The sequence below is a fragment of the Butyrivibrio sp. XPD2006 genome (genome assembly GCF_000420865.1).
Lineage (GTDB): Bacteria > Bacillota > Clostridia > Lachnospirales > Lachnospiraceae > Butyrivibrio.
In genome coordinates this window covers 1-17397 of sequence record NZ_ATVT01000006.1, presented here as the reverse complement: position 1 = coordinate 17397, position 17397 = coordinate 1, and the positions used below count along the sequence as shown (strand labels likewise).

The 17397-nt window shown below is 44.9% G+C and carries 17 protein-coding genes and 1 pseudogene; 15 read left to right on the top strand and 3 right to left on the bottom strand.

Features of this window, described 5'->3' with window-relative positions; genetic code table 11:
* Positions 1-10: 10 nt before the first annotated feature.
* From G590_RS0108055 to G590_RS0107995, 13 genes are all read left to right on the top strand, one after another.
* On the top strand, positions 11-904 hold the full coding sequence (locus G590_RS0108055) for a DUF4298 domain-containing protein (protein WP_022765158.1): 894 nt from the start codon (positions 11-13) through the stop codon (positions 902-904).
* Between the two features lie 20 nt (positions 905-924).
* The gene (locus G590_RS18815; protein WP_022765157.1) at positions 925-2823 is read left to right on the top strand and encodes an ABC transporter ATP-binding protein; all 1899 of its coding nucleotides are present in this window, start codon (positions 925-927) and stop codon (positions 2821-2823) included.
* Between the two features lie 18 nt (positions 2824-2841).
* The gene (locus tag G590_RS0108045; protein WP_022765156.1) at positions 2842-3321 is read left to right on the top strand and encodes a methylglyoxal synthase; all 480 of its coding nucleotides are present in this window, start codon (positions 2842-2844) and stop codon (positions 3319-3321) included.
* A gap of 29 nt (positions 3322-3350) precedes the next feature.
* On the top strand, positions 3351-3743 hold the full coding sequence (locus tag G590_RS0108040; protein WP_022765155.1) for a pyridoxamine 5'-phosphate oxidase family protein: 393 nt from the start codon (positions 3351-3353) through the stop codon (positions 3741-3743).
* 32 nt (positions 3744-3775) lie between these two features.
* The gene (locus G590_RS0108035) at positions 3776-4507 is read left to right on the top strand and encodes a PrsW family intramembrane metalloprotease (protein ID WP_022765154.1); all 732 of its coding nucleotides are present in this window, start codon (positions 3776-3778) and stop codon (positions 4505-4507) included.
* Between the two features lie 142 nt (positions 4508-4649).
* Complete coding sequence (locus tag G590_RS0108030; RefSeq protein ID WP_022765153.1) at positions 4650-5750, top strand: TRAP transporter substrate-binding protein; 1101 nt, start codon at positions 4650-4652, stop codon at positions 5748-5750.
* A 37-nt stretch (positions 5751-5787) separates the two neighbouring features.
* Positions 5788-6312 (top strand): TRAP transporter small permease, encoded by a 525-nt coding sequence (locus tag G590_RS0108025; protein WP_022765152.1) that lies wholly within the window; start codon positions 5788-5790, stop codon positions 6310-6312.
* Entirely contained in the window at positions 6312-7607 is a 1296-nt protein-coding gene (locus G590_RS0108020) for a TRAP transporter large permease (protein WP_022765151.1), read from the top strand. The genes G590_RS0108025 and G590_RS0108020 overlap by 1 nt, the downstream gene beginning before the upstream one ends.
* Before the next feature lie 21 nt (positions 7608-7628).
* Entirely contained in the window at positions 7629-8099 is a 471-nt protein-coding gene (locus G590_RS0108015) for a YcxB family protein (RefSeq protein WP_022765150.1), read from the top strand.
* A 75-nt stretch (positions 8100-8174) separates the two neighbouring features.
* The gene (locus G590_RS0108010; protein ID WP_022765149.1) at positions 8175-9677 is read left to right on the top strand and encodes a sensor histidine kinase; all 1503 of its coding nucleotides are present in this window, start codon (positions 8175-8177) and stop codon (positions 9675-9677) included.
* Between the two features lie 10 nt (positions 9678-9687).
* Complete coding sequence (locus G590_RS0108005) at positions 9688-10464, top strand: response regulator transcription factor (protein WP_022765148.1); 777 nt, start codon at positions 9688-9690, stop codon at positions 10462-10464.
* Positions 10465-10469: 5 nt separating this feature from the next.
* Entirely contained in the window at positions 10470-11477 is a 1008-nt protein-coding gene (locus tag G590_RS0108000) for a TRAP transporter substrate-binding protein (RefSeq protein WP_026494020.1), read from the top strand.
* A gap of 17 nt (positions 11478-11494) precedes the next feature.
* On the top strand, positions 11495-12157 hold the full coding sequence (locus G590_RS0107995) for a hypothetical protein (protein WP_022765146.1): 663 nt from the start codon (positions 11495-11497) through the stop codon (positions 12155-12157).
* Here the strand turns inward: G590_RS0107995 and G590_RS20520 are convergent, their stop codons facing one another.
* The 3 genes from G590_RS20520 to G590_RS0107980 form a co-directional block, all read right to left on the bottom strand.
* The gene (locus G590_RS20520) at positions 12158-14644 is read right to left on the bottom strand and encodes an EAL domain-containing protein (RefSeq protein WP_022765145.1); all 2487 of its coding nucleotides are present in this window, start codon (positions 14642-14644) and stop codon (positions 12158-12160) included.
* 91 nt (positions 14645-14735) lie between these two features.
* Positions 14736-15245: a helix-turn-helix domain-containing protein gene (locus tag G590_RS0107985; RefSeq protein ID WP_022765144.1), complete on the bottom strand. Its 510-nt coding sequence runs from the start codon at positions 15243-15245 to the stop codon at positions 14736-14738.
* A gap of 67 nt (positions 15246-15312) precedes the next feature.
* Positions 15313-15957, bottom strand: a complete 645-nt coding sequence (locus tag G590_RS0107980) for an orotate phosphoribosyltransferase (protein WP_022765143.1) — start codon at positions 15955-15957, stop codon at positions 15313-15315.
* Positions 15958-16052: 95 nt separating this feature from the next.
* Here G590_RS0107980 and G590_RS0107975 point away from each other — a divergent pair, with 95 nt between their 5' ends.
* Both G590_RS0107975 and G590_RS21025 read left to right on the top strand, forming a co-directional pair.
* Positions 16053-17039, top strand: a complete 987-nt coding sequence (locus G590_RS0107975; RefSeq protein ID WP_022765142.1) for a diaminopimelate dehydrogenase — start codon at positions 16053-16055, stop codon at positions 17037-17039.
* Positions 17040-17222: 183 nt separating this feature from the next.
* A pseudogene (locus G590_RS21025) lies at positions 17223-17397 on the top strand (IS5/IS1182 family transposase); the annotation flags it as partial.

Here is a 17397-nt window from a genome sequence, read left to right as displayed (position 1 = left end):
GGCAAAAGAGATGGAAGATAACTATAACAATCTGAGAGATAACAATGAAGAAGCAGCAGACGGCGGCAGGGATATAGCAGGAGCGGTAGAGCGTATCACCCGCATGGAGATGGCTTTTGATAAGGCCAAAGAGCTGATGGCAGAGAAAAATCCGCAGCTCAAAAAAGAGTCGCAGCAGCAGATGAAAGCCCTTATCACTGCGCTTGATGCCTATTATACGAGCCATGTCTGGAAAAGAGATTTCGCCCTTGATGAAGAGGGACTTCTTCCTGACGACTTAAAGAGGGGAGTACTTTCCGAGGACGGAATTTATAATCTACTGGAAGAGCAAAAAGAGTCATCCAAGCTCTGTGTTATTTTCCCGGGGCTTGGTTATCATTCGGACAAGCCGCTTCTTTACTATTCCAAAAAGCTTGCGCTTCAAAGCGGATATGAGATAACTGAAGTACAGTATAAGATGAACTGGTCAATTCCGGAGATCAAAAACGACGAAAAGAAGATGGCGCAGGCTATAGATCTTTTTACGGAGCAGACACTTGAGCAGCTTACGAACACCGATTTTGAGCAGTATTCCAAAGTGCTGTTTGTGGGCAAGAGCATCGGAACAGCCATTGCAGCCAGGGTGGACAAGCAGTTGGGAATAGGAGCCGATCATCTGGTATTTACTCCGGTGCCGATGACTTTTGATTATCTGGATGGGGATAGGAGCGTTGTCTTTCACGGCCTTTCCGATCCCTGGTGTGACAATAGGGTTGTTGAGAAGGCCAAGGATAAATTGGGGTTTGACTGCTTTTTGTATCCGGATGCCAATCACTCTCTGGAGTGCCCGGATGTTAACAGAAGTATAGAGCTTGTTTCGGAAGTAATGAATATAGTTGAAGAGGTACTTTCTATCAGATTTTAACAGCAAGCAGGAGGAGAAAAATGCCGGGACCGGGTTTTCATGGGGGATTGGGACCGAGAGGTTTTTTAACTGATGAAGAAAAAAAGAATCTTCCGCAGGTGGACAAAAAGCTCCTGCTGAGGATTCTTTCATATATGAAGCCATACTGGCTTCAGTTTATGTTTGTCTTTGTGGCGATACTTATCAGCGCTGTGGTAGGTCTTTTGCCGTCAATCATCACAGGTAAGATTGTGGATGAGGCCCTTATAAACAAAGATATGGCGTTGCTCATCCGCCTTCTATTCATGGCGTTTGCAACTCTTGCAGCCTCGCAGATCGTAGGGGTGCTGGAGCGTTACATAAACGCATGGATCGCACAGCGCATCATCTATGACATGAAGAACGAGATGTATCATCATCTGCAGTACATGCCACATTCTTTTTTTACCACAGAGAAACAGGGTGATATCATAACCCGCATGAATACTGATATAAGCGGAGTCAGCAGCGTGATTTCCGGAACACTCTCAAGTGTTGTTTCAAACGCAGCGACGCTGATAACTACACTGGTTGCGCTCTTTGCCATGAGCTGGAAGCTGGCTATTGTTGGAGTTATCATCATTCCGCTTCTGATACTTCCAACCAAGAGAGTAGGTAAGAACCAGTGGAAGATCCGCACAGATTCTCAGGCCAAGAACGATGAGATGAATCAGCTGATAAATGAGACACTGAGCGTCAGCGGTTCCATGCTGGTCAAGCTCTTTACCAGAGAAGAGCGGGAGTTTGAGAAGTTTAAAAAGACAAATGAAGAGCTCACGGCGTTAAACCTGAAAGAGCAGCGAAGCGGAAGCTGGTTCAGAGTCGTGATGGGGATGTTCACTCAGGTAGGACCGCTTCTTATGTACTTTGCCGGCGGCTACCTTATCATATCCAAAATGGATGAGAGCCTTACAGTCGGCATGATCACGGCCATGGTTGCCCTGATAAACAGACTCTATCGCCCGGTTCAGGAGCTTTTAAATCTTCAGGTTGACTTCACAAGAAGCCTTGCGCTCTTTACCAGGATATTTGCCTACTTCGATATGAAGAGCAATATTGTTTCACCTGAAAACGGCAAAAGACCTGATGTCCGCTGCAAAGATATTGAGTACAGCCACGTGAAATTCTCCTATGATCCGGAGGTTCCGATCCTTAAGGATATTAACTTCACGGTGCCGGGAGGCAAGATGTATGCCATCGTTGGTCCGTCAGGCTCCGGTAAATCCACCGTTGTAAACCTGATCCCGAGGCTATATGATGTGCTTGGGGGATCCGTTAAGATAGGCGGCGTTGATGTCCGCGACTTTGATCTCTCATACCTTAGAGAGAATATCGGAGTGGTGACTCAGGAGACATATCTTTTCAACGGAACAATAAAAGAGAACCTCCTGTATGCCAAGGAAGATGCCACCGACGAAGAACTGATCGAGGCCTGCAAAAACGCCAATATCCATGACTTTATCGCATCCCAGCCAGAAGGCTACAACACCATGGTGGGCAACCGCGGACTAAAACTCTCGGGCGGTGAGAAACAGAGGCTCTCAATTGCGAGGGTAATCCTGAAAGACCCCAAGATACTTATTCTAGATGAGGCCACCAGTGCCCTTGATTCAATTTCCGAGAACGCAATACAGGATGCTTTGGAGCTCCTGATGCAGGGCAGGACCAGCATAGTGATCGCCCACAGACTCTCGACTATTCTAAAGGCAGATGCCATACTGGTAGTCAAGGATGGCGTCATCGCCGAGCAGGGATCTCACGAATCACTTCTTGCTCTTAACGGGATATACAAAGAACTCTATGAAACCCAGTTCAGACTGGTCCTTGATATGGAGGGCGAGGGAGACGTGCAGAAAACCGATTACTGGGGTAATATAGAGGAAGATACAATCGGCTTCTAGCCACAAAGGAGATTTATTATGAACGAAACAGTAACACTTACAATCGGCAAGCAGAAGAACATTGCTCTTATCGCCCACGATGGCAAGAAAGCAGAGCTTATTCAGTGGTGCAAGGACAATTCAGAAATATTAAAAAGACATTTTCTCTGCGGAACAGGTACCACAGCCCGCATGATAACCGACGCGACAGATCTTCCGGTAAGAGGCTACAATTCAGGCCCTCTCGGAGGAGATCAGCAGATCGGTGCCAAGATAGTTGAGGGCAAGATTGACTTTGTAATATTTTTTTCAGACCCGCTTACAGCAGCTCCTCATGACCCTGATGTAAAGGCGCTTATGAGAATTGCACAGGTCTATGACATTCCTTTTGCCAACAACAAGGCAACAGCGGATTTCCTCATCAATTCCAGGTTTATGGATGAGGAGTACGACCACGAAGTTATCAATTTCAAGCAGAATATTGCTAACAGAGCGGAAACTCTTCCTACACAGATGTAAAACAAATTTAAAAAAAGGAGAGAAAGATTATGCAGAGAGTAGTAGATTTTTTGAAAGAAGCAAACACATATTACCTTGCAACAGTTGACGGAGATCAGCCAAGAGTAAGGCCTTTTGGAACAGCACATATTTTTGAAGGCAAGCTTTACATTCAGACAGGTAAGGTAAAAGACGTTTCCAAACAGATCCATGCCAATCCCAAGGTTGAGATCTGTGCTTTCCACAACGGAGAGTGGCTCAGAGTAGCCGGAGAGCTTGTTGAGGATGACAGAGTAGAAGCAAGACAGTCCATGCTGGATGCTTATCCGTCACTTCAGGGAATGTACAAAGCTGATGACGGAAACACAGAAGTATTCTACTTCAAGAACGCTACAGCTACATTCAGCTCATTTACAAAAGCACCTGAGACTGTTACATTCTGATCAAAAAAATATTTAAGGAGATTTAACCGGATATGTTGTTCTTTTTGATGCAGCCTGCCGTTATGTACAGCGGGATGCTTGTTGCAGCTGCAGCTATACCTGCAGTGTTTCTTATGATCAAAGTTTATCGTTCTGACAGACTTGAGAAGGAGAGTCCGTATCTTATCAAAAAGCTTATTTGGGCCGGACTGTTTTCGGTGCTTCTTGCTCTGGTAGAGGAAACGGTACTTTCACTGATACTTGGCTTTTTTGTGCCGGTGGAATCATCGCTTTATAACATCATCATGTTCTTTGTTATTGTGGCCTTTGCCGAGGAGACTTCCAAATATCTTTTCATGTACAGAAAGACCTGGAAGAATCCTGAGTTCAACTGCCAGTATGACGGAGTTGTATATGCAGTGATAACATCTCTTAGCTTTGCACTTTTTGAAAACATCACTTATGTGATCAGCTATGGCTTCGGTACGGCGCTGATAAGAGCTGTCACAGCGATTCCGGGACATGCGTGCTTTGGCGTGTTCATGGGTGTTTTCTATGGCATAGCCAAGCGCTGTGATTACAGAAGAAATACTTCAGGAGCATCGTTCTTCAGATGCATGGCAATACTGGTACCGGCTCTTTTGCACGGAGCATATGATTACATTGCAACCATGGATGTAGAGGGTGATGACTGGTCCTTCATTGTGTTCATAATCATCATGTTTGTCATCAGTTATATCCTCATTGGCAAGCAGGCAAAAAAGGACAGACCTATAATATATTAATTAAGAAAGCATAAAATTTTTGTTAAGAATGTGCTAGTCAATGCTAAGAATGTCCGATTTTTTGTAAATAAAACCTAACTTATAATGACATTATCAAGACAGGATAATGTCATTATTTTTTTGAGAAAAGGGAGGTTTTGTAATGAAAAGAAGAGTTATTTCAGTAATCATGACAGCAGCTATGGTTCTTTCACTTGCAGCCTGCGGCGTTCAGGCTCCTGAAGCACCTGCACAGACAGAAGCACCCGCTGCAACAGAAGCAGCACCTGCAGCAGAGGCAACAACAGAGGCACCCGCAGCAGAAGCACCTGCAGAGCCTGCAGCTGATGCGATCACACTGGTTATGGCAGAGGTTAACCCTCTTGACACAATCGTTGGTATGACAGACCAGAAGTTCAAGGAAGAGGTTGAGGCAAGATCAAACGGATCTATCCAGATCGACCTTCAGGCTAGTGGTGTTCTTGGATCAGAGAACGACGTGCTTGATTCAATGCTTGGCGGCGGCGGAACAATCGATATGTCCCGTATTTCAGCTTTCGCTCTTACAAGTTACGGCGGACAGAAGTCAATGCTTCTTTCACTTCCATACATCTTCACAAGCCGTGATCACTTCTGGAATTTCGCAACATCAGATCTTGCACAGGAATTCCTCAGAGAGTCTTCAGAGAACGGTTCAGGTGTAAGAGGTCTCTTCTACGGTGAGGAAGGTTTCCGTCATTTCTTCACATCTTATGAGATTTCAGACATCAACTCATTCAAGGGCAAGAAGATCCGTGTTTCTAACGACCCTATCATGAATGGTCTTGTTGAAGGCCTTGGAGCATCTCCTACAGTTGTAGCATTCGGTGAGCTTTATTCAGCTCTTCAGACCGGTGTTGTTGATGGTGCTGAGCAGCCTATCGCAAACTACAAGTCAAATGCATTCCCTGAGGTTGCACCTTACATGATCCTTGACGGACACACACTTGGTGCTATCCAGGTAGTTATCACAGACGAAGCATGGAACAAGCTCTCTGCTGAGCAGCAGCAGGTTCTTGTAGATGCCGGCAAGGCAGCTTCAGAGTACAACCGTTCAATCTCAGAAGAGAAGGAGAACGAGGTTCTCGAAGAGCTCAAGGCTGACGGTGTTCACATCATCGAAGTTGATGACATCACACCTTGGCAGGAAGCAGTTAAGCCTGTAATCGAAGAGAACATCAAGGGTCTCGAGGATTACTATCAGCAGATCGTAGACATGAAGTAATTTACTTTCGAATTTTAAACCACAGAAAAGAGGCTATATGAAACAATTCTTTGCTGCGGTAGATAAGATCAAGCCTATATACGATGTTGCTTATAAGGTGGTACTTTTCATATGTAAGCTCTTGCTGGTGGCGGATATTCTGATCACCAGCATGAGCGTCCTTGGAAGATACGTGTCTTTTGTTCCGGACCCTGCATGGAGTGAGGAGATCGTCCTCACACTTATGTCTTACATGGCAGTTCTGTCAGCGGCCCTGGCAATCAGACGCGGAGCCCACATTCGCATGACCGCGCTTGATGTTTATCTCCCCAAAACGCTTATTAAAATATTAGATCTGCTTGCAGATGCCTTTATTATGGTTCTGGCATTTGTAATGCTTATTGTTGGTTGGCAGTATGCAACTACACTGGGTGCCAAGGCATCCTATATATCACTGCCGAAGCTTTCAAAGTTCTGGATGTATTTCCCTATTCCTATTGCGGGATTTGCTATGATCATCTTCGAGCTGGAAGCTCTTTACAACCATATAAAAGGATTTTTTATAAAGGGGGAGGATAAGTGATGGCTGTGAATTCAACTGCCATTGCGATATTGCTGGTCAGCTTTATCGTAATGATCTTTCTAAGATTTCATATCGCTTATGCGGTAGCACTTTCATCTATCTTCTGCCTTTTGTACCAGGGACTTCCCCTTACAACAGTATGTCAGCAGATGGTTAAGGGCATCAGCTCATTCAGTCTTATGGCTGTACCTTTCTTTATCACAATGGGTTGCCTGATGGGCAGCGGTGGTATATCCGAGAAGCTGATTGACCTTGCTGACTCCTGTGTAGGATGGATGACAGGTGGAATGGCGATGGTTAACATCGTTGCTTCATATTTCTTCGGAGGAATTTCAGGATCTGCTGCTGCAGATACTGCTTCTCTCGGAAGTATCCTTATTCCTATGATGGTTGAACAGGGATATGATGATGATTTTTCAACGGCGGTTACAATTACCTCATCCTGTGAGGGACTGCTTGTTCCGCCCAGCCACAACATGGTTATCTATGCCATGAGTGCCGGCGGCGTTTCTGTAGGAAGTCTGTTCCTTGCAGGATATCTCCCGGGAGCACTCCTTGCAGCATCTCTTATGATCGGCTCTTACATTATTTCAAAGAGACGTCACTATCCCAAGGGAGATGCATTCAGTATTAAGAAGTTTGCTAAACAGCTCAGTATTTCCTTCTGGGCTCTGGCGGCTATCATTATCGTTGTAGTGGGCGTTGTAGGCGGTGTGTTTACAGCTACCGAGTCAGCAGCTATTGCTGTTATCTACAGCCTTATTGTCAGTGTATTTATCTATAAGGGACTGGATTGGAAAGGCGTTTGGAAGACCCTTGAACAGTGCATAGACACACTTTCAATCGTCATGATCCTCATCTCAACTTCCAGTATCTTCGGATATTGCCTGACAACACTGCACGTGCCGGATCTTGCTGCCAACGCAATCATCGGCCTTACAAGAAACCCGGTTCTTATCGCACTTCTTTTGAACCTGATCCTTCTTGTACTTGGTTGTATCATGGATATGGCGCCAATCATCCTGATTGCAACACCTATCCTTCTTCCTATCGCAACATCAATTGGCATCAACCCTATCCAGTTTGGTATAATGATCATACTTAACTGTGGTATCGGACTTTTAACACCTCCTGTAGGTGCGGTACTGTTCATTGGTTCTGCGGTTGGAAAAGTTAAGATGGAGAAAGTAGTTAAGGCAACACTGCCATTCTATCTGTGCATGATCGTTGTTCTTATGCTGCTTACATTCATACCTGAGATCAGTATGTTCCTCCCGAATTTACTGAGCAAATAAAGGTTTCCGAAAGGTCTTTTTATGGAATACAGATTTAAATGCGATGTTAAGGCCTTGGATCTTTGGAAGATGGCAATGACCAGGACATACAAGTCACTTGTTGGACTGGTCAACGTTATCTTCACAATAGCAATGATCCTTCTCACAATACGTTTTTGGGCCGAGACATCTGATCTATTCAGAGTACTTATGGTGCTGGGATGCATTCTTTTTCCCATCATCCAGCCCCTTGCAATCTACGGCAACAGCGTCAAGCAGCTGGAGAATCTGCCAAGGGATATGGAGCTTCTCTTTAATGAAGGCGGCGTTCGCGTCTTCGTCGGGGATGAGAGCGAGCTTCTGCGTTGGAACAGAATAAAGAACGCTATCAGGAGAAACAATATGATCGTGGTAATGTCAGATGACAGCCACGGATACATGCTCACCAACAGAGTCCTGGGTGATCAAAAGGAGGAGTTTTATCAATATATCTGTAAGAAGATCAGAGGCTAGTTTTAATTAGTAATTTAAAAGAGGCAGCGCTATAATTATTGATATAACTATAACGCGGTCTCTTATTTTTTGATTATGGACAAAATACGAAATTTCTGGGAAACTCTCACGATTAAAAACAAAATAAGGGTCTTCACCATCAGCGTGTTTGTGGCACTGGCTCTGGCGGTGCTTTTCGACGCATGGGTCGTTAAACTCTTTACCAAGGACTTCAACGACATCATGGAAGACAACTCGAAGGGCGGAGAGATCGTCAATGCCATAAAGCGTGAGACAGACGCCTTTGACGAGTATATCCGCGGTACCGGCTCCACAGATCAGGAAGCCTGGGAAAAGAGTGTCAGGGACACCGAGGCTGCTATCAATGCAGTTCCGCTCGACTATACCCATCTTGGGGATACAAGGTTTGCAGTACTTCAGTCTCTTCGGAGCGCCTATGAGGTTTACTGCAGCAAGCGAAATCAGGTCATAACGGACTATCAGTCCGAGAATATATATGTAGACAAACTCTATGATGTTTACAACATGCAGAAATATCTATCGTCTTATGCCCAGAGATTTGTGGACTTTACAATGCAGGAGGGCAATGAAAGCTACAGAACAATGCTTCCTGTGATCACCAGAGTTCCCTTTATAACGGCGGGTCTCAGTGCGGTTTTATTCTTCGCGATAATCCAGATCTCGCAGATGCTCAACAGCAGCGTTACAGCGCCGGTTTTAAAGCTTGCTACCGCATCCAGGAGAATTGCCAACAATGACTTTTTTATAGACGATGTTGTGGTGGACAACAAGGATGAGCTTGGACAGATGGTCTCAGCCTTCAACAAGATGAAGTTTGCCACGGGCGAGTACATCAAAGCTATGGAGGAAAAGAGGGAAGCGCTGGATCAGCTCCATGTTCAGGAGCTTGAGAATCTTGAGATTGAGAAGCAGATGGAGACCATGAACTTAGAGCTTCTTAAGAGTCAGATCAATCCGCATTTTCTTTTCAACACTTTAAATGTCATCGCGGGAACAGCCAATCTTGAGGGCGCGCAGACCACCGAGCAGATGATAGAAGCCCTGAGTTCACTGTTCAGATATAATCTTAAGACTCAGGCAAAAGAGTCTATCCTGGCCCAGGAGCTGAAGATCTCCAGGGACTACATGTACCTTCAGAAGATGAGATTCGGCGACAGAGTTCAGTTTGAAGTTGAGTGTGACGTGGATGAGAACAAGATAATTGTTCCGACATTCACTTTCCAGCCGCTTTTGGAGAATGCCATAATTCATGGTATTTCGCCGAGAGTCGAGGGCGGTAAGGTTACTATCCGCGTTCGGCAGCAGGAAGATAAGCTTCTTATCGATGTGGCTGATACAGGAGCGGGAATGGATGAAGAGACTCTTGGCAGGATCAGGGCAAAGCTTGAAGGTGGTGAGGATACACCTCTTGATGAAGACATTGTCGGCATCGGACTTGGAAATATCAACAGACGCATAAAGGGTATGTACGAGGGCGGAAGACTTGAGATAGACAGTGTTCTCGGCGAGGGAACAACAATCATGATGGCACTTCCACTTCACAGAATCGATGACTAAAGGAGCAGCAATGTACAGAATACTGGTTGCAGACGACGAGCCTATTGAAAGGCTGGTCATAGACAAGAAAATAAAGAATTTCTTCCCGGATCAGGCTGAAGTTTTTTTGGCAGAAAACGGCATACAGGCGGTTGATATCTTCAAGGAAAAAGACTGCCAGATTGCGATTCTTGATATCGAGATGCCCGGCATGAACGGTCTTGACGCAGCAGCTGAGATCAAGAAATTTAATCCCGACAGCAGCGTTGTTTTTCTGACTGCCTTTGACGAGTTTAATTATGCCAAAAGAGCTATCGAAATAAGGGCTCTTGATTACCTGCTTAAGCCCGGTTCTGACGAGGATCTGGTAAATGTGCTGGAGGAGGCCTTCCATATCTGTGACAGGAGCGGCGCCGGGACCGGTAATGAGCGAGAGAGTTCATTTACGCAGGCGCCCAATCAGGATGAGAGTGATGCTCCGCCAAATGTCTTTGTGGGACAGGTTCAGGAATACATTGAAAATCACTATAAAGAGGACATCGCACTTTTGGATGTGGCAGGAGTCTTCGGGTATTCGGACGTTTACTTCTGCAAGCTTTTCAAGCAGAACTTTGGGAAGAACTTTATTACCTTCCTCAACGAGTTCAGGATGAATAAGGCAAAAGAGCTTTTGGCAAATCCTGCGATCAATATCAAGGACATCAGTGCCCTGGCAGGTTACAGAGATGCGAACTACTTCACAAGAGTCTTTAAGCGCATGGTTGGCAAGACGCCGAGTGAGTACAGAAGCGGGGTTACAGGGATATGAATAAAATAAGGCGATACATTTGCATAGCCGTAGCTGCCTTGTTGCTGCTTGTTCTTGTACCTTACGGCATTCATCTTATCAGGGACAAAAGAGCTAAAGAGGAAGCTCCTGAATATGTCTTTCTCTACGCGGAGAACCAGATTGCAGATTACCCCACAACTCAGGGAGCTAACAGGTTTGCAGACCTGGTCTTTGAGAGAACGGATGGAAGGATCAAGATCCTGGTTAAACCTGATGCAGAGCTTGGCAGTGAGATGCAGGTTATACAGCAGATGCAGTACGGAGGCATTGCGTTTGCCAGAATATCTCTGTCTCAGCTGGCTGAGTATATCCCCGAGATGAATGTTCTTCAGATGCCTTATTTGTACAGCGGACCTGAACATATGTGGAGGGTTCTTGACGGTGAGATTGGGGATGAATTTCTTTTAAAGACCCGTGAACATGATCTGGTGGGACTGTCCTGGTATGATGCCGGTGCGAGAAACTTTTACAGCACAAGCCCTATCACATGTCTTGAGGACATTAAAGGCATGAATATAAGAGTTCAGGAATCCGACATGATGGCTGACATGGTATCGGCTCTTGGAGCAAATCCTTCCAAGATCGTATATTCCGAAGTATATTCAGCGATTGAGCAGGGAATAGTGGATGGCGCTGAGAATAACTGGCCTTCATACGAGGCCATGAGACACTATATAGTTGCCAGGTACTATACGATAGATGAGCACACCAGAGTACCCGAGCTTCAGATCTGCTCCAAGGCTGTCTGGGATAAGCTCTCAGAGGATGATCAGAAGATCCTGGAGGAATGCGCGAGAGAATCTGCTTTGTATGAGAGGACTCTTTGGGCAGAGAGAGAAAAGAGCTCCAGAGAGGTGGCAGAAGAGAGCGGGATAACCGTTATTGAACTATCTCCTGAGGAAAAGCTGCGCTTCCGTAATGCAATGGCTTCTGTATATACCAGATACTGCGGAGATCAGATGGATGTGCTCAAGGCTATAATGGAGTACTGAGAAAGGGATTACTGTTTATGGAAAAAGTCTATTCCATCATAATTGCATTGGTTGTAAGCTTTGTAACCGTAACCGGAGGAATGGTTGATCTTCCGGTGGAGGAAGCTCCCGTGCAGAAAGCTGCAGAGCAGGTGGCTGATACAACACAGACTGTGGGATACGGCAGGATCCTTTTCGTTGGAGATTCAAGATCTGTGGATATGTTCTCGGCATCCGAAGAGAGGATACTGGGGCAGAGTATTGACGGTATGACGGTTTACTGCCAGGATGCGGCAAATTATAACAATATGGTCACTTGGATTGATGGCTATGGCACGGACAATTTTGATACTCTGGTGACCTGGATGGGATGTAATAACTTCGGAGATTTCAGTGAGTATGGTCCATACTATGACGGACTTATTGCCAAAGGGAAGACTATTGTGGCATGTACGGTTGGCCCTACCGTGGATGAATGTCTTTTGTATGGAAAAGACTATCTGTATTATCCTAATGCAAATCAGATAAATTATAATAACTCGCTGGTGGCCTGGGCCAATAAAAGAGGAGTAAAGATCATTGATCTCTACTCCTACATCAGTGACAGTACAAGTATTTATGCCAATCCCGAGGATGGCATCCATTATTTTCCTCAGCCGACTACGGAACTGTGGAATTATATAAAAGCTAATCTGAAATAACTACATAAACTCCTGAAGGGCTGCTGAATACATGTTTTCATCAGTTATGCCTTCATCACTTCTGAGCTTTGTGGCAATGCGGATATTAAGAGTTATGCTGTTGCCGCTGAGCTCTTTTATTTTTTCCAGTTCACTAAGGAGCCTGTTTTTGAGATCATCAAGTTCTGAGGGCCCTGTTATATTTGTCAGGATGGCAAAGTCAGAAGCAAGGCACTTCGCAACGGCGCAGCTTCCGCCGGTGACTTCAAGTATTGTCTCCCCTATTTTTTTAAGCAGATTGTTTCCAAATTCTTCACCAAAGTCGGTGAGTATGCGGTGATGAGTATCGTTTCTGAGTATCAGCAGGGCATAGTCAACGCCGTTTTCCCGATAGTTATGGGAATAGCTTTTTGAGACATCAGTCAGGGAATTGAGATTCATAAGTCCGGTCACGCTATCAATATTCCGCTCCTGATAGAGCTTATCAAGTCGCTCCAGTTCATGATCAACATCTATGAAATATCCCATCAGCCCAACTATCTGACCATTCTCATAAATGGGACTCTTATTGGCCATAATATTGTGGACAACGCCGTTTATAATGCATTGTCCCGGGGAGTTTTTTACATAGGAACCTTTTGTAATGACATCAAACTCATCGTCCTGATAATTTGCATCATTAATGTGCCATTTCATGTCCTCGTCAGTCTTTCCCTGCAGTTCTTCGATGGTAAGTTCATAGTAGTCCAGAAAAGCCTGACTGGCGCCTAAGAATCTGCGGTCTTTATCTTTCCAGAAGAATTTGATGGAAGCATTAGCTAAGATGTTTTCCCACATCTTGGTAAAGAGTGAAGGATCCATGTTTTGGCTTCCATAATCCGTTATGTTGAAAGCACTATTGTTGCTGGAAAGGAATTTCTGCGCATCATCGGCAGTGGCTTTGGTGCTTATCATGTATTCTTTTCCGTGAGTGCCCGGAACAAGCATTATGGCTATTTCACGCCATTTGTAATTTCCGTCAGGTTGCTTGATCCTGAAAATATTTTCAATATAGCCTTTCTGGGATCTGTCAATTTTCTCGCCTACAGTTTTAAAGTCGGCAAATTCCAGGAATTTAGCTCTGTCTGTTATTGCAAGAAAATCATCAGCCATTGTTTTAATGTGATCTGACAGATTATTTGAGCCTTTTACAACCCTGCCGGAGTAGGCAAAATCCCCAAGAAGTGGAGTAATAGTGTTTTTTTCGGCATTGACTATCAAAACAGACTCAAAAATATGATTAAGCTCTTTGAGCTTGTTGGTAACATTATTTTGCTTTTTAAGGTTGGTATCCATGGAAATATTGCGGTTAGATGCCCTGATGATATGCTTTCCGTTATGTTCCGCAATCTCTTTTGCCTGAAGTGACAAAATGTTTCCGTTGTATGTATAGTAGAAGGTCTCCAGATTCTTGGTAGATTCTATTGTGTTTGCAAACTCACGGTATTTCTTGAGCAGTGGAGATTTTGTCTGGTAGATGAGCTTGTCAAGCTGTTCAAGCGGGATAGAGGTCTTTAGCTGAATTTGACGCTTATACTCATCATTCATGAAAAGAGTCCTGAAGTTCGTTCCATCGTCTTCAATTATTTCAAGAGGCTCATCCGTATACCTTGCGGCAAAACTTGCTACCTGGTAGTAGTTGCGCCATTGTCTCTCTTCAATTGTGATACCGAATTCCGAAATATGGTCAAAGAATTCATCTATAGGCATAGGCTGCCCATAGAAGTAACCCTGAAGCTTTCCGCATCCAATGGACTTTAAGAATTCAATCTGTTCGGCTGTTTCAACACCCTCTGCCAGGGTCATGATATTGATATCTTTTGCCATGTTTATTGCAGACGTCATGATGGATTTGGATTTCTCAGTAAAAGAACTGAGGAAATTCATATCCATTTTAAGAGTATCAAAAATGTAATCTTTAAGAAGGGTAAGCGAAGAATAGCCGCTTCCAAAGTCGTCCATCCATACTTCGTAGCCTGCATTTCTGAAGCTTTCGATCACTTTGGACATCAGATCGGCATCTGATACGATCATGCTCTCGGTTATTTCAATGTGGATATAGTCCCTGGGAATGTCATATTTCTCGACAGCGCCTTCTACGAGCTTAAGCATATCCGTAGCTTCAAAGTCAAGACGCGAAAAATTAACCGATACAGGAACGGCAATGAGACCTTTTTTTATACGTTCTGAGATGTCTGAGCATACCTTTTCAACAATCCAGCAGTCCAGCTTGTGTATCTGGCGGCTGGCTTCGAGAGCACCTATGAACTTGTCTGGGGAAAGAAATCCGACTTTTGGATCAATCCATCTGGCAAGGGATTCTGCACCACAAAGCTGCCCTGTGAGCGTGCGAATAACCGGCTGATAATATACCTTTATCCAGTCGTTTTCAAGGGCAGCGTCGATATTTTTGATCACGTATTCCGCGATCAAACGGGTATCAGGGTGGTTTTGATCGCCAGATGACATTTACGAAATCTCCATAACAAATTAGTGCTATATTGAGCATGGCACATAAAATGCAGGAGTTCATAAACAAAAAATAAACTTTTTAATACTTTTACTGTTTTCTCAGATTCTGCAGCTTGCTCTTGTCAATCTTACCGTCGGCGATGGTGCTTGCAACCCAGATTTTAAGGGACTCTACTGTGGAATCGATAAGGTCCAGCTGCTTCTCGATTTTTACAAAGTCGGGAAGCTCATCATCTGAGATGACACCGTCTGCAGTGATGTCGATGAGGCGGTTTTTCTGGTCGTCAAGAGAGTTAAGGGCAGCGAGCATACCCAGAACTATTTCTGAGAGGCTGGCATTTTTAACTTCCGGAACAGAGTCTTTTCCTATGCGACATTCATGCGTGCAGTAATAGTTGCAGAGCTCGGGCTTTTTGTAAGCAAGAGCCATATCAACAACGTCTTCGGGAACGATGGCTGTCTTGCCTGTTTCAAGCTTCTCAAGGCGGCTCTCACTGATGGTTCCGATGAGCTCACTGGCCTGTGCTCTGGTAAGGCCTGCTTCCTCCCTGGCAACAAAGTAAATGTTCTTGTCCTCTTTAATAGACTTTTTTCCCATTTCATCCTCCATATATAAAAAGGGTTGGCGCTGATGCTTCCAGTGCCAACCCCGTCTGATACGCTGTTTATTTTAGCTCGCTGTAGCCAAAACTGTTTACCAGTGCATCGATCGGAACGCCATCTTTGCAAAGAGGACATTCAGCCGGTGAATATGACTGGTAGTTAGGTATTTCCTCAGGGTGGAATACGGCATTTACAAGTACTCCATCAACTTCCTTGACAGCACTGAAGATTGCGCAGGCACCGGATACATTGGCTCCGTAATAGCGTACGCCCTCCATAAGATGCTCTAAGGTTCTTCCGGTTGTAAGTGAGCCCATAAGAAGCAGTACATGTTTACCTCTGATAGCAAGCTGGAGATTATCACGGAAGATGATCTGTCCGTTTGCTGTGTACTCAGGTGCAATGACATAGACTGTTCTGTGTGCATTGTAGTTGAGAACTCCGGCTCTTGTGAGTTCTTCTGCGAGATAAGTTCCGATAACTTCAGTTCCGTCAGCACATACAATCGTGTCTACCGGTGTAGAGATCGTATAATGCATGGCAAGAATTGTTGCTACACCATGAGCTTCGCTGCAACGTGTCTTCATGGTACCAATCTCCATATAATTGGTTATGTGAGAGTGGGTGGTAGCATAGTGGCCGGGAATTATTTTGAGGGCCACATTCGAATTCATTGATGCTGGTATCTTGGTGTACTCACTTAGCATACCCAAAAACCCCCTTTTTTCTTTTAGTATAACATTTTTTGATGTATAATACACTTTAATTGCACGAGATTTATTAGTTTGGAGGAGGAAATTTAATGAGTATCAGAATCGGTATCCTTGGTTACGGTAACCTTGGAAAAGGCGTAGAACTTGCAGTTGCAGCAGCTCCTGACATGGAACTTGCAGCTGTTTTCACAAGAAGAGATCCGGCTTCTCTACAGATCAGAACTGCCGGTGTTCCTGTTGTTTCAGTAAGCGAAGCTGCTGATTGGAAGGACAAGATTGACGTTATGATCCTGTGCGGCGGAAGCGCAACTGACCTTCCTGTTCAGACTCCTGAGTATGCAAAGCTCTTTAACGTGGTAGACAGCTTTGACACTCACGCAAGGATTCCTGAGCACTTTGCGAATGTTGATGCATCAGCCAAAGAGGCAGGTAAGGTAGCTGTTATCTCATGCGGATGGGATCCCGGAATGTTCTCTCTGGCAAGAGTATATTCAAACGCTATCCTTCCTGACGGAAACGACTATACATTCTGGGGTAAGGGAGTATCACAGGGACACTCAGATGCCATCAGAAGAGTAAAGGGTGTCAAGAATGCCAAGCAGTACACTATTCCTGTAGAGAGCGCTCTTGAGGCAGTAAGAAGCGGCAAGAACCCTGAGCTTACAACAAGAGACAAGCATACAAGAGAGTGTTTTGTTGTTCTTGAGGAAGGCGCAGATGCAGCAGCCGTAGAAAAAGAGATCAAAGAAATGCCCAACTACTTTGCTGATTATGACACAACAGTACACTTCATCAGTGAAGAAGAGCTTCTTAAGAACCACAGCGGAATGGCTCACGGCGGCTTCGTATTCAGAAGCGGCAAGACCGGCGCCGACAAGGAGCACAACCACATCATCGAGTACAGCTTAAAGCTCGATTCAAACCCTGAGTTCACAACCAGCGTTCTTGTAGCAGTTGCAAGAGCAGCATTTAAGCTCCAGGCAGAGGGTGCTAAGGGATGCAAGACAATGCTCGACATTCCACCCGCATATCTCTCAAGCCAGAGCCCTGAAGAGCTCAGAGCACATCTACTGTAATTCATTTGGGAAGATATACCACAGGCGAGGCCTTTCGGCCTCGCTTCAGACTGTAGACAAAGTCCACGGCATTCGCCGTGGATTTTTCTTTGTAAAAGTGTCATGAACCCAGTATTTATCTGGGATTGAGGCACTTTTTCTGGTATAATAGAAGTATCAAAGTTGGGAATGGGGATTGCCTTTATGATGACTTCTAATACCGAAAGAAAACGCGAACAGATGCAGTTTGTGAGCATGGATGACCTGGTTCCCCAGGACCACATGCTACGTCTTATCGATAAAGCCATTGACTGGTCATTTATATATGACCTTGTTGAAGATAAGTATTCATCCGACATGGGCAGGCCCAGCATGGATC

Excerpts from the sequence above, each read along its gene's own strand:
- G590_RS0107975 (WP_022765142.1), top strand. The coding sequence starts at position 16,053 with ATGAGTATCAGAATCGGTATCCTTGGTTACGGTAACCTTGGAAAAGGC.
- G590_RS0108025 (WP_022765152.1), top strand. The coding sequence starts at position 5,788 with ATGAAACAATTCTTTGCTGCGGTAGATAAGATCAAGCCTATATACGAT.
- G590_RS0107995 (WP_022765146.1), top strand. The coding sequence starts at position 11,495 with ATGGAAAAAGTCTATTCCATCATAATTGCATTGGTTGTAAGCTTTGTA.
- G590_RS0107980 (WP_022765143.1), bottom strand. The coding sequence starts at position 15,957 with ATGCTAAGTGAGTACACCAAGATACCAGCATCAATGAATTCGAATGTG.
- G590_RS0108035 (WP_022765154.1), top strand. The coding sequence starts at position 3,776 with ATGTTGTTCTTTTTGATGCAGCCTGCCGTTATGTACAGCGGGATGCTT.
- G590_RS0108005 (WP_022765148.1), top strand. The coding sequence starts at position 9,688 with ATGTACAGAATACTGGTTGCAGACGACGAGCCTATTGAAAGGCTGGTC.
- G590_RS0108045 (WP_022765156.1), top strand. The coding sequence starts at position 2,842 with ATGAACGAAACAGTAACACTTACAATCGGCAAGCAGAAGAACATTGCT.
- G590_RS0108030 (WP_022765153.1), top strand. The coding sequence starts at position 4,650 with ATGAAAAGAAGAGTTATTTCAGTAATCATGACAGCAGCTATGGTTCTT.
- G590_RS0108020 (WP_022765151.1), top strand. The coding sequence starts at position 6,312 with ATGGCTGTGAATTCAACTGCCATTGCGATATTGCTGGTCAGCTTTATC.
- G590_RS0107985 (WP_022765144.1), bottom strand. The coding sequence starts at position 15,245 with ATGGGAAAAAAGTCTATTAAAGAGGACAAGAACATTTACTTTGTTGCC.
- G590_RS0108040 (WP_022765155.1), top strand. The coding sequence starts at position 3,351 with ATGCAGAGAGTAGTAGATTTTTTGAAAGAAGCAAACACATATTACCTT.
- G590_RS0108010 (WP_022765149.1), top strand. The coding sequence starts at position 8,175 with ATGGACAAAATACGAAATTTCTGGGAAACTCTCACGATTAAAAACAAA.
- G590_RS20520 (WP_022765145.1), bottom strand. The coding sequence starts at position 14,644 with ATGTCATCTGGCGATCAAAACCACCCTGATACCCGTTTGATCGCGGAA.
- G590_RS0108055 (WP_022765158.1), top strand. The coding sequence starts at position 11 with ATGGAAGATAACTATAACAATCTGAGAGATAACAATGAAGAAGCAGCA.
- G590_RS0108015 (WP_022765150.1), top strand. The coding sequence starts at position 7,629 with ATGGAATACAGATTTAAATGCGATGTTAAGGCCTTGGATCTTTGGAAG.
- G590_RS18815 (WP_022765157.1), top strand. The coding sequence starts at position 925 with ATGCCGGGACCGGGTTTTCATGGGGGATTGGGACCGAGAGGTTTTTTA.